We start from the raw sequence: 12,443 nt of genomic DNA, 5'->3' as shown, positions 1-12,443 counted from the left end.
TCAGTTACTTAGGCAACATTTGAGATACGATTTCGATTATAAAAATTGATATACCAACCAATGGCTGCTTGGACTTCAGTTAATGTTTGGTATGCCTTCAGATACACCTCTTCACGCTTCAATATTGAATGAAACGCTTCCATACGGCCATTATCGTACGGATGGCCTTTGAGTGAATATGAATGTTTCAAGCCATAATTTTGGCATTTAATATTAAACTCAGCACTCGTGTATTGTGACCCCATATCTGAATGAATAATGAGTGGCTTTCGATGCTTATCTAACGCCATCTGTAAGGCACTTGTGGCTAGCTCGGCTGTCATTGTATCGCCAATTTTATAGTCCAATACTTTTCTCTTCTCAGGATCCAAAACGGTCGCTAAATAGACCCATCTGTGATTAGTCAACTGAATATAAGTGATATCTGTTTGCCAAACACCGCTCAAATCATGCAAGTGTCTAATCAGATTGGGTTTTTGATCAACCGTCACAACAGTTTTGGGTTTGCGATGACGTTTTTGCATGCGGGATTTAATCCCTAATTCACGCATCAATTTGAGTGTCATATACTCAGATACTTTCGGACCGTCGGTTTGTTGACTATAAGCAGCAATACGACGATAACCATAAAATTTAAAGGTTTTCCAAACGTCTAAAATATAAGGTTTCAGGGATTCTCTACGCTTTTCTTGTCGACTGGGCTGCCAATGGCGCCAGTTGTAATAGGTACTAGGTTTGATTTTAAGTGCACTTAAAATACGCACAAGCGCGTAGCCTTGTGCTAAAAATTGGTTAACTAGCGGCAATCCCACATTACGGACTATTTTTTGGCTAGTAAGATGGCCGCTCAATGCCTGTCAGGCTATGCGTGATAAAATTTCGTTTTCTTCCTCCAAAATAGCGAGGCGCTTCTCTAGTTGCTTGACGTCTTTTAAAGTCTTTGACTGACCCTTGATCATGATTGGGGTAGCTTGTTTAACCCAAATAGCAATAGAATCTTTCGACGGACCAAATTCTTCTGCTAATGATTTAAGTGAACGGCCTTCTTGGTGAAGTCTAACCAATGAATCTTTGAAATCTTGTGAATAACGAATTGACATAAAAATACTCCTATACTTTCATTTTACGGACTGAATAAAAATAGTCCATTTTTTTAGTATAAGAGCAGATTTTACTGACGTGCGTGTGATGAATATGAAAACAAAATTTCACAATATTACTTTCACAAAAGTAACTGGACAACATTACGAAAATAGTGATGTAAAAAAAATGTTAGAAAATGATTTTAATACCAGTAAAACCATGGGATTCTATTTGAGCACACCCTCTGAAAAATCAATTTTATTTACCGGTGACACAATATGGTTTGACAGTCTAGAAAATAATCTTGAGGACTTGAAACCAGATATTGTCGTTATGAATTCAGGAGGAAACGGATTTTCAGTTGGTCGCTTGATTCTTAATGCCCAAGATGTGTTTAAAATTCATGAGACTCTCCCCCAATCACTTCTTATTGCAAGTCACATGGAAGCTGTCAACCACTGGACTACTTCAGGAACGGAGTTAGCTGCTATGGCAGAAAAAAATGGTTTTGAAAGCAAGTTAGAAATACCAAAAGATGGCGATATATTAACACTCTAATATGTACTATTTCAGAAAAATATAAAATACTTTATAGCTTTGAAATAGACTTTAAAACAAAACATCACTTTAACTGTAGTGTAGTTAAAGTGATGTTTTTTTTAAAATATGTTGTTCCCTTAATCTTAACATACCAATAGTCTAACAGCGAATATGATTGATCAACCATTTTTCATCGGAAGTATTCTAGCAAAATCTTACATTTTCATTCCCATTTTTTCGTACGACTCCATACCTGCCATCCAAAGATTAGATAACTCAATACCACGCTCCTCAGCTAACGCGTTCATTAACGTATTCATATCCATTAACTGATACTTCTGATGCGGCTTTTTTGGATCTACTATCTCTATTTGTGCCATCATACCACCATCTTCATGTTCTAAAATATGGCAATGATACATATAAATACCAGGTAAATCAAACTTAACTAGTATTCGAACAGTTTCCCCTGGGTTAACTCCAATGGTGTCTTTGAAACCGTTCTCATTTGGATATGGATCTTTTCCATTACGTGTTAGTACTAAAAAGCGAGTGCCGTGTATGTGAAATGGGTGAACCATTCCCGGTTTTTCGTTACTATTCGTGACATCCCAATACTGATACTCTCCAACTATTTGCTCGGCATCAATGCGTTCCATAGCAAATTTCTTGTCATCTATGGCAACACTTTCATCCATTCCTTGCATGACGACATGTCGAATGGGTAATGACGTTTCAACTGTCGGTTTCTTTAAATTAATTAAATGATCGGGAATTTTTGTAGTATCTTTTGCGAAATTGTGAATGCGGAACTTTAATAGTGGCACTTGATCAGTATATAAGGTTACCTCATCACCTTCATGATATTGGCTAAAATCAATAATGACTTCTGCACGTTCAGCACAGCTCAACATTAAACCTGTCAGCTTGATTGGCTTGGGTAATAGAGAACAATCCCCCGCAATCTGATCAAATGGCAAATCATCGGAAAAATGCAAACGCCATTCCCGACGGTTAGCACCATTTAAAAAACGTAACCTTATTTTTTGCGTTGTGACATCGAAGTATGGGTTGACTGTTCCATTGATAACAGCCGTGGGACCTGCAACACCATCAGGATCATAATCGGCACGATAATCAAACTGATTATCTTTGTGAAAATGTCTATCTTGTAAAATAATTGGAATATCATCTACTCCATAATTTCTTGGTATTGATAATTGAGATTCATGCTCATCTTGAACAATAACCATTGTAGCTAATCCTTGCCACACCTGTTCTGCTGTGGATGGACACGGGTGAGCATGCAACCATAATGTCGCAGCGGGCTGATTCAACGTAAAATTAATATGTTTGATTTCCCCTGGGTAAACAGGCGCGTGACAACCCCCATCAACATAAGGGCCACTAACATCAGCTCCATGCCAATGAAAAGTAGTTAATTCTGGCAGGTCATTCTTCAAAGTGATATGATTTTTTTGACCGCGGTGAAATATAATAGTCTTACCTAAAAAATTAGCATTATAACCCCATGTCTGTGTCTTTTCCCCTGGCAATATTTGCGATTTCCCTGATTTTGCAGTGACGGTATAGTAGATATCATTGTTAGACTCTCTATCTGCTTTTAAAATAGGTGGTATATTTAAAGGCATTTCCGGGGCATTATTTACTATGAGAGGTACATATCCGCCATCATGTAGATCAAAAGCTGGCTCATCAAAGAAATATTTTTTATTGGACTGTTCCATTTTAATTTTCCTCTATATTTTTAGTAGTGTACTTACTGAAAATTGAAATTACAAGATATGAATGATCACTCCTCATCTCAAATTCTAGCACTTTTTAGTAATTATGAATAATATTAGCATTCTGAAGAGTGTAATTATCTTAACTATTTAATCATGTTACGCTCATAGTCGATATATTGAAGAATTAAGTGATTTAATTTGACTCTAACCGTTGTTTACAAAAGAAGTTAATATTTGACAAAATAAGATTTTAACGTTAGCATTAACTTTATTAATAAATAATCTTCGGGGCAGGGTGTAATTCCCGACCGACGGTAATCGTATTATTAAATGCGTAAGTCCGTGACCTATGTAATTTTACATAGCTGACACAGTGAAAATCTGTGACCGACAGTTAAAGTCTGGATGGGAGAAGATTTAAAAATAACTAGTTTTTGAGCGCATAATTTGCGCCTTTTGCTGGCTTTTTTAAATTAATCTAAAAAATAGACCCCGATGTGCTTTTAAGCATATCGGGGTTTTTGTTCCCGAACAGAATAATTCAATTCGAGTAAAGTTTGAATGACAGTGCGTTCTTGAGATGATAAACTAGTCATGAGTCGCAGTTCCTTTATGGTTGTTTTAGACAATTACCATTAAAGGCGCTGCGGCTTTTTTATTCAAGTGTTCGGTTTAATTTTACAATCTACCTTTAACAATTATCAACAAATATTTATCCATGGTCTATTATAATGATACTTCAATTGCAAGCAGACAACATTTTACAATTCTGCACGAATTATCACACATTCAACTACACAGTAATACAAAAAACGAAACCTATTCATCTTTAATTATAGGCAATGATTATTCAGCAGAAGATACAATCAAAGAACAAGAAGCCAATACATTAGCTAGTCAACTTTTAATCAATGATAATGCTTTGAATCAATACATAAATAATGGTTTTAAATTTAATCAAACCTGCAAAGAATTTGAAATCAGCCATGAAGCCTTAAAAAATCGTATAAAAACTATCTCAAATACTACTACATGAAAAATAATATAGATTGTTGTGAAGAAGATAAAATCATTCAAAATCCATTCATATATGCCAACAGCATAACAACAAAATATATGGATGATCAAAAAATATATCTTAAATCATTCTAAAAATCTGCCACCAAACACGGAAACCGCGCAACAGCCAACCGCCACCACAACAGTTAAGCTCGCCCGTGGTTATTATTATGATTGTGGCTTTTTTTTATTGTCTTTAAATCTAAATCAATAGAGAAAACTAAAGGAAATTGTTGACACAAGCAAGTCACAAATGCTTGATTGAGAGTGAGGGAAGTTTAGAGCCGAAGATAGTTTTTCCCTTGTTTTTAGGAAGAAAAAAACTTTAATCAAACAAACACTTGACCGATCGTTCAGTCGTCCGTCACCTTATCCATACAAGCTTTGGTTTTACCCACTTGCTTTAATCAATTAATTAGTCATTGAACCAATAAAAAAACGCCCTTATTGGCGCTGTATCACTATACTTATTCTCTTTGTCACGATACAGCTTAATTACAAGCTCTGTGTCCTTGAACACCGTTTTACCTGCCGAGCCGTTAATGGTCGCTCTCACCCTACTACACGCCCAGTATGGATTGTTTGTGTAGCACCCACATATTTTTGTACAGTAGTGTCTGGGAAAATGGCACTTGTCTATTTTTTCGTATACCTGATATAGCATTTTGGCTCTACCTAGTTGCAAGAAACACAACTACCCCCTACCTGTCATATCAACCATACCCCTTAAAGTGTTTGGCTTCACTCTTTTTGAAATCACCCACATTTACAACACAAAGGGTGTGTTGTATAATATAACTACATTAATCAAATACAAAAGATGTATGTAGCTATCAAGAATTGGCGTTCTTGGTGGCTTTTCTTTATGCAAAAATTTATTTTTGGTAATTAAAAATAATCTTTAAATCTATACCGTTGATATTAAATGTTTTGAAATTTATTGTCAACAACCACTTTTGAATTTGTAGTATTTTTTTGCATACTTTTTGTAGTAAAATAGTATTATAGTAATATAGTAATGTAGTACAGTAGTACTATAGTGTTAAGTAAAACTTTAAATATTGATTAACAAGCGTTTACTACACATACTTTATGTAGTACAATAGTATAATAGAAATATAGTCAAATAGTCAAATAGTCAAATAGTCAAATAGTAATGTTTTTAAAAATAACTTAATTTCTTGAGGAGATAAATATTTATGACTACAAAATTGTTATTTGGAAACTTTAAAGGTGGAGTTGGTAAGACTACCAATTCAGTAATGGTAGCATACGAATTGGCCAAAAAGGGATACAAGACTTTAGTATGTGACTTAGATCCACAAGCAAATTCAACACAATTATTACGTAGAACATACGGACTTCAAAACGGTATAGAATTACCAATTGAAAACACCATGATGGTTGCACTTCAAGAAAATACTATAAAAAATTCGTTAGTTGAAATAATGGACAATTTATATCTTTTGCCTTCGCACAAAGATTTTGTTAATTATCCTGACTTTCTAGAACTTAAATTCTTACCAAACAAACCAGATTATAAAAAGAAAAGAATTAGTTTTTTTCAAGATCAACTTTCTAAAATTGAAGACGATTTCGACTACATTATATTTGATGTACCACCAACATTATCAATTTATACTGACACAGCTCTATATTCATCTGATTATGTCATCATTGTTTTACAGACACAACAACGTTCTTTAGACGGAGCAGAAGCATTCTGGGAGTATTTACAAACTTTCTACAACACATATAAAGATGTTGATTTTGACATTGCGGGTATTCTACCAGTATTACTAAAAAACAATGTCGGATTAGATAACCAAATCATAGATGACGCAAAGAAAATATTTGGTGAAGAAACACTGTTTAATGTCATCATAAAACATATGGAAAGATTAAAACGATATGATCGTCAAGGCATCTCCGAACAACAGATGACAGCGCAAAATGATTTTCACGATATTAAAGTTCACCGTATTTATTCTGATTTAACAGATGAAATTATAGAAAGGACACACCAAAATTAATTATGGCAAAACTAGAGTTCAATAAGGATCCCAACCGTAAAAAATCTTTTAAAAAGGTGGAGGAAACACACATATCAGAGCCTAAAAAAACTTTTTCAACTACAGCAACTCTTGAAAATACACCAAAGCCTTATAATACAACACCAAACCCTAAAATCGGTAGACCAAGAAAAAACAAAACATACAGCACTATTCGCATACAACGCCACACCGTCAATAGAATTAACGCATTACAGAATACTTTAAATTTTGATACCCAAGATGATCTAATCATCAATATGTTGGATAAGTTAGAAACAGTGCTAGATTCTGAACAAAAAACAATGCTTGATATGTACATGAAAACATACACAGCTAAGGAAAAAAGACAAAATTCATAATTGGTATAGATTTTTAAAAAAGCCTAAAATTGACTTCGTAAACTGTCGAAAAAGGGCAGGAGATCAAAATTCACAAGGGTAATTTCGCAACGAGCGAGAACGGTTGCTATAACGGCAACTTTGGGTAAGACACGTTATATTAACTTGAATTGGCCTAATAATTTTCATCTGAATGTTCCATAATAGTGTTTACTGATAGTGTTAAGCAACAATGTGCAGAAATGCTTGTCATCTGGTATAATATAAGTATAAATAAAAAGGGCTAGCTCAAACTAGCCCCATGGTCGTCATTAGATAACCGCCTTAATTCATTTCAACAAAGAAACAACCCGAGAACGGCTAAATTCATGTGGTTGTTTTTTATTGATTATTTTTTAATGTTCCTAATCAATACAACAACAAATGCCAAACCTGATAGCATTAAACTCAATGAGCCTAACACAATCATAGCTACTTCGTAACCTGACATTGTGCCACCCTTCTAGACAGAGGCACATACAGATAAACCATAAGCACCACCACCTTTCAGCGGCTACCACCAAACAACCACTTATTATTATAACATGATATTATACACAAAAAAAAAGCAGTAATCACTTTATTTAGTAATCACTTTATTTAGTAATCACTGTTTTTTTTTTATTCTAAATTAGATAAAATTTCTACGAACCCGGCTTCATCATTTGTTGACAAATAACCAACAAATTTAATCGCAGCATATTGTTCTGCTCTTATACTAATAAACGTTGAAATTTTTTTGAACATTTTTTCCTTTTTATCATTGAATATATTTCCATGCACTCCAATTTTACTGTATACTATTTTAATTCGGTAATTAATGCTTTAATTTGATCTCGAATATTCCTGAATTCTTGTAGTTGTTCCTCAATAGTTCCCTTTGTTTGTGCTGGATCCGATAAAGGCCAGTGCAGGCTTTTAGTTTGTGCTGGAATCATTGGGCACTTATCTTTCGCATCACCACATAAAGTAATAATGACATCTGCCGTATTAAAATATTGTAAATCAATTAATTTTGAATACTGTTTACTAATATCAACTCCATCTTCAGCCATAACTTTGATTACCATTGGGTTTAGCCCATGAGATTCAACTCCCGCACTTTCAATTTTAAAATTATTAGCTGGCAATATTTGTTTGGCATATCCTTCTGCCATTTGACTACGGCACGAATTTCCCGTACACAAAAAATAAACTTTTTTCATTTGAATCTGCCCATCTCTTTCTTCACCATTTTTAAAATATTCCTATTTTAATAAACTGATTCTTATAAAAAGTATACACAAAAGATCCAATAATACTAGTCATTGGAATTCGCTTATCAGCTGTTATGCTCAGAAGTCAATAAATGGGACTATTTTTATTCAGTTAATTAGGCGCCATTTGAGATACGATTGCGATTATAAAAATTGATATACTAACCAATGGCTGCTTGGACTTCAGTTAATGTTTGGTATGCCTTCAAACGACGGTAGCCATAAAATTTAAAGGTTTTCCAAACATCTAAAATTTAAGGTTTTAGGGATTCTCTACGCTTTTCTTGTCGACTGGGCTGCCAATGGCGCCAGTTATAGTAGGTACTAGGTTTGATTTTAAGTGTACTTAAAATACTCACAAGCGCGTAACCTTGTGCTAAAAATTGGTTGATGAGCGGCAATCTTACATCACGGAATTTTTTTTCTAGTCAGATGGTCGCGCTCAATACTTATCAGGCTAGGCGTGATAAAATTTCGTTTTCTTCCTCCAAAATAGCGAGGCGTTTCTCTAATTGCTTGACGTCTTTTAACGTCTTTGACTGACCCTTGGTCATGACTGGGGTGTAGCTTGTTTAACCCAAATAGCAATAGAATCTTTTGACGGTCCAAATTCTTCTGCTAATGATTTAAGTGAACGGCCTTCTTGGTGTAGTTTAACTAATGAATCTTTGAAATCTTGTGAATAATGAATTGACATAAAAATATGCCTATACTTTTATTTTACGAACTGAATAAAAATAGTCCATTTTTTTAGTATAAGAGCATAGAAATATGACGATAACCATAAAACCTCACTGATTTTAGTGGTGTGTGGCAAACAGATAGATCTCGATAAACATCAAAAGCTATTGATTATTCATTAAGATATTGGATCACAATACACAAGTGCTGAATTTAATACTAAATGTCAAAAGCCTGGATCGAAACATTCATGCTCGCAGCAATGGCACACATACGACAATGGACATATGGAGGAGGTATATTGAAAGAATACCAAACATCAACTGAATTCCAAGCAGCCATCGGGTGGTATACTAATTTTTATAATTGCAACCTTACCTCAAAATTTCAAATGTTGCCTAAGCAACTGAACAAAAGTAGTTCAATTTATTGATTTCTGATCATAAAGTATCGCCGACAATTCAATATTATCAAGCTAACATTCCTAAAATTTGTATCTTCCTTACTTTTTTCATCATTTCTCCTCATTCACTGCAAAAAAAAGCGCTTATGCGCTTTTGTCAAACAAATGTATGCTTTGTTAAATTACTCATCAGAGCCTTCAAGCTCCCCTTCTTGAATGATAGCTTCTTCCTTGGTCGATTCTGTAACACCGTGTTCATGCTTAACTGGTGAATAGATAGAGTAGCACTTCATAACCTAATCACCAACATTGATAACATTGTGCCAAGTATTATCAGGAATAATAATGGCCGCACCAGGAGTAATATCCTTATCAATAGTCAATTTCTCTCTATCTTTTCCCATCTGAATATGTCCGACACCTTCAAATAAATAAATAGACTGGTCATTACCATGATGAATTTCCATTCCAATATCACCACCATTAGGTGGAATTGCCATTAAAGTAACTTGAAAATGATCTCCTGTCCACAAGGTTGTGCGATAATTAACATTTTTTTAGCCACCTCATTAAGGTCAACAGCAAATGAATGTGGTCCGTAATCTTTCAACTTCATCTCATTGTTAGTCATTATTTAATTCCTTCTTTGCTCATTATAGCACAAATACATGATCTTATACTTAATTAGTGGGCGTCAAATAATGAGACCAAACCACTTATTTGATCAGTATAAGATCAATGAAAATAATCAACTGTGTATCACCACGGCATGTTTTGCAGTAATTTGTAATGTTCATTTAATTCTTGTAATTAACCGTAAAATAAAATGTTATAATTTACACATGAATATACAAATTAGTAAAAAAATAAATATTCTACGTGCCATTGTGATGGGAGCGAACGACGGTATTATTTCAATTGCTGGCGTTGTTTTTGGTGTTTATGGGGCCTCAATGAATACTTGGACAATTTTTCTGGCTGGCCTGACAGCAACAATCGCCGGTACTTTTTCAATGGCCACAGGTGAGTATGTATCCGTAAATTCACAATTAGATTCAGAGCGTTCAGCTAAAGACGAACAAAGAAGTGCGCTAGTTAATAATTTTTCACAAGAAGCTCAATTTCTGATACAACACTATCAAACAGATGGCATCAGTGAGGAAGATGCACGGTTACTTGCGCAACAAAGCATGCAAAAAGATGCATTAGGAGAAACCTTACACGCACGCTATGGCATAAATGAGGATGATTTTATCTCGCCAGCTGAAGCTGCTATTGCTTCAATGATGGCTTTCCCCCTCGGTGCCATCTTGCCAATGGTCGGTATGATCTTTGTCCCGATGACATACCGTGTCGTCATAACTCTTATTTTTGTAATTTTCGCCTTGGTTTTAACCGGCTATTTCTCAGCCGTGTATGGAAATACACCAAAAAAAACAATGATTTTACGAAACGTACTGATGGGGCTATTAACAATGTCCGTGACATACTTAATTGGCTTATTAATGGCTGCGTAATATGGAATACAAAAAATTGACTTTATCAGAAAAATTAAATATTATTCGTGCTGGAGTGTTAGGTGCCAATGACGGTATTATTGGTGGCGCTGGTGTCATCCTCGGTATTACTGGTGCGACTACCAATAATACAGTCGTCTTTGTAGCTGGTATTGCTGAAATGCTCGCTGTTGCTTTTTCTATGGCGTCAGGGGAGTTTGTTTCGGTTTCGTCACAAAAAGATACAGAAAAAGCAGTGGTTGCAAAAGCTGAGACCCTTTTGGCCACCCAACCTACAATTGTGCATGATGAAATTGCTATATATTATGAACAACGGGGTGCTGATCCTAAATTAGCCGCACGTGTGGCGGATGACCTGATGACAAATGATGCTTTGAAACACTATGTACAAATTAAGTACGGTATTGTAGTTGGAAAGTATTTAAGCCCTGCACATGCCTTAGTATCATCATTTATTGCCTCAATATCTGGTGGTATCTGGCCATTACTATCCGTGATATTACTACCCGACAATCTGAAAGTTATAGGAACAATTTTGGCAACGCTTTGGGCACTTTTTTTAACTGGTTGGCTAAGCGCTTGGGCGGGACGAGCACCAATAAGTCCAGCTATTTTGCGCAACATATTCACAGGAGTGCTCACAATGGCCTTCACTTATTGGCTTGGAACCCTATTTAAGTAGCAAAATGAAATTTTATAACGCATAACCTGACAGAAACCAATCAGCCATCTGCTAATATAGCAACTTTTATAATTGTAATATCAAATCTTTTTGAACAGTGGTTTCATGATTATCGGAGCTACTATTGTTGAAACGATGACAGCAACAATAAACTCCGCTGAAGTATAATCATCAATAATATGTGATGATATACCTATTTGAATAATCACAAGGGCCATCTCACCTCTAGAAATCATGCCTGCCCCAATTGCACTTGAAACTCTGGTATCTAGACCAGAAATTTTTGCTCCCCATAACGAGCCAACAAATTTTGTGACAATAGCTAAAATACTAAAAATTATAATAGCTGTTATCTTATCTCCCAGTCCCTGGATTACGATTTCAAGACCGATGGACCCGAAAAATACAGGGTAAAAGAAAGAATTACCCATTTTCGTACTGATAACACCAATTTTATCAGAAAAATTATACTTCCTGAGTAGTATACCTAACGCAAAAGCGAGTAATGGTAAAATACTGTTTATCCCCAGTGCACCTCCACCTACTAAAACAGAAAATAAAGTCACCGCAAACAAAGCAATTATGTCATCTATTACAGCCGCCGAAAGTATGATTGCTCCTATTGCAGTGGCTAATTTTTTTTGTTCCGATAGTACAGCTAACGTTATAGATATTGAAGTTGCAGAGAACACAACACCGGCAAATATGGAAGTCTGTATATTATATCCAAGCAATAAAAATGCAATCGGAAAAGTAATTAAGGGTAGTAGTACCCCCATAACTGCAATGAGTGACGATGCTTTAATGTATCTTTTCATTTCCTTTAAATCCGACTCTAGTCCCGAATTTAACATCAGTAAAAAAATACCTATCTCAGCTATCAAGTGGATTAAATTACTTGACTGTACTATATTAAATATGCTGGATCCTAAAATGATACCTGAAAATAGTTGCCCAACAACTTCAGAAAAACCAAACCAGGTGCCTACCTTTCCCAGAAAAATAGTAACTATGACTAAGAACATGATTAATAGATATTCCAT

At 35.1% G+C, this 12,443-nt stretch carries 13 protein-coding genes, 1 pseudogene and 1 riboswitch; of the genes and pseudogenes, 6 read left to right on the top strand and 8 right to left on the bottom strand.

The genetic code is table 11. The features are described 5' to 3' along the window. Nucleotides 1-8 precede the first annotated feature (8 nt). Together RHP56_RS10285 and RHP56_RS10280 are read right to left on the bottom strand one after the other, a co-directional pair. Nucleotides 9-812 carry an IS3 family transposase gene (locus RHP56_RS10285; protein WP_157755811.1) on the bottom strand — a complete coding sequence of 268 codons (804 nt, stop codon included), beginning with the start codon at nucleotides 810-812 and terminating at the stop codon, nucleotides 9-11. 45 nt (nucleotides 813-857) lie between these two features. Further along, nucleotides 858-1,100: a transposase gene (locus tag RHP56_RS10280; protein WP_014333936.1), complete on the bottom strand. Its 243-nt coding sequence runs from the start codon at nucleotides 1,098-1,100 to the stop codon at nucleotides 858-860. Nucleotides 1,101-1,194: 94 nt separating this feature from the next. On the opposite strand from RHP56_RS10280, the gene RHP56_RS10275 reads away from it, so the two are divergent. Further along, the gene (locus RHP56_RS10275; RefSeq protein ID WP_224133472.1) at nucleotides 1,195-1,641 is read left to right on the top strand and encodes a hypothetical protein; all 447 of its coding nucleotides are present in this window, start codon (nucleotides 1,195-1,197) and stop codon (nucleotides 1,639-1,641) included. Nucleotides 1,642-1,838: 197 nt separating this feature from the next. Here RHP56_RS10275 and RHP56_RS10270 read toward each other — a convergent pair whose 3' ends face one another. Beyond that, on the bottom strand, nucleotides 1,839-3,371 hold the full coding sequence (locus RHP56_RS10270; RefSeq protein WP_014333934.1) for a multicopper oxidase family protein: 1,533 nt from the start codon (nucleotides 3,369-3,371) through the stop codon (nucleotides 1,839-1,841). A gap of 277 nt (nucleotides 3,372-3,648) precedes the next feature. Further along, nucleotides 3,649-3,792: riboswitch (FMN riboswitch) on the top strand. A 297-nt stretch (nucleotides 3,793-4,089) separates the two neighbouring features. Between RHP56_RS10270 and RHP56_RS10265 the strand changes: the two genes are divergently transcribed. The 3 genes from RHP56_RS10265 to RHP56_RS10255 all read left to right on the top strand — a co-directional run bounded on the left by RHP56_RS10265 (nucleotide 4,090) and on the right by RHP56_RS10255 (nucleotide 6,843). Continuing rightward, nucleotides 4,090-4,407: an ImmA/IrrE family metallo-endopeptidase gene (locus tag RHP56_RS10265; protein ID WP_014333933.1), complete on the top strand. Its 318-nt coding sequence runs from the start codon at nucleotides 4,090-4,092 to the stop codon at nucleotides 4,405-4,407. 1,222 nt (nucleotides 4,408-5,629) lie between these two features. Next, on the top strand, nucleotides 5,630-6,463 hold the full coding sequence (locus tag RHP56_RS10260; protein ID WP_014333932.1) for a ParA family protein: 834 nt from the start codon (nucleotides 5,630-5,632) through the stop codon (nucleotides 6,461-6,463). 2 nt (nucleotides 6,464-6,465) lie between these two features. Continuing rightward, complete coding sequence (locus tag RHP56_RS10255) at nucleotides 6,466-6,843, top strand: hypothetical protein (RefSeq protein ID WP_014333931.1); 378 nt, start codon at nucleotides 6,466-6,468, stop codon at nucleotides 6,841-6,843. Nucleotides 6,844-7,482: 639 nt separating this feature from the next. Here the strand turns inward: RHP56_RS10255 and RHP56_RS10250 are convergent. The 4 genes and pseudogenes from RHP56_RS10250 to RHP56_RS10235 form a co-directional block, all read right to left on the bottom strand. After that, complete coding sequence (locus RHP56_RS10250) at nucleotides 7,483-7,608, bottom strand: hypothetical protein (RefSeq protein WP_014333929.1); 126 nt, start codon at nucleotides 7,606-7,608, stop codon at nucleotides 7,483-7,485. Nucleotides 7,609-7,661: 53 nt separating this feature from the next. Then, nucleotides 7,662-8,066: an arsenate reductase (thioredoxin) gene (gene arsC / locus RHP56_RS10245; protein WP_014333928.1), complete on the bottom strand. Its 405-nt coding sequence runs from the start codon at nucleotides 8,064-8,066 to the stop codon at nucleotides 7,662-7,664. Nucleotides 8,067-8,667: 601 nt separating this feature from the next. Beyond that, nucleotides 8,668-8,814, bottom strand: a complete 147-nt coding sequence (locus RHP56_RS10240) for a helix-turn-helix domain-containing protein (protein WP_014333927.1) — start codon at nucleotides 8,812-8,814, stop codon at nucleotides 8,668-8,670. A 569-nt stretch (nucleotides 8,815-9,383) separates the two neighbouring features. Then, a pseudogene (locus tag RHP56_RS10235) lies at nucleotides 9,384-9,832 on the bottom strand (cupin domain-containing protein). A gap of 211 nt (nucleotides 9,833-10,043) precedes the next feature. Between RHP56_RS10235 and RHP56_RS10230 the strand changes: the two are divergent. Together RHP56_RS10230 and RHP56_RS10225 are read left to right on the top strand one after the other, a co-directional pair. Continuing rightward, nucleotides 10,044-10,718, top strand: coding sequence for a VIT1/CCC1 transporter family protein (locus tag RHP56_RS10230; RefSeq protein ID WP_462794748.1), 675 nt, complete (start codon nucleotides 10,044-10,046; stop codon nucleotides 10,716-10,718). Nucleotide 10,719: 1 nt separating this feature from the next. Beyond that, nucleotides 10,720-11,400, top strand: a complete 681-nt coding sequence (locus tag RHP56_RS10225; protein WP_096639632.1) for a VIT1/CCC1 transporter family protein — start codon at nucleotides 10,720-10,722, stop codon at nucleotides 11,398-11,400. A gap of 80 nt (nucleotides 11,401-11,480) precedes the next feature. On the opposite strand, the gene RHP56_RS10220 is transcribed toward RHP56_RS10225, so the two are convergent. Then, nucleotides 11,481-12,443: a cation:proton antiporter gene (locus tag RHP56_RS10220; RefSeq protein WP_010277818.1), complete on the bottom strand. Its 963-nt coding sequence runs from the start codon at nucleotides 12,441-12,443 to the stop codon at nucleotides 11,481-11,483.

The organism is Leuconostoc sp. C5 (genome assembly GCF_056530425.1).
Note: the sequence above shows the minus strand (reverse complement) of the source record. Positions and strands in the feature narration are given on the sequence as shown.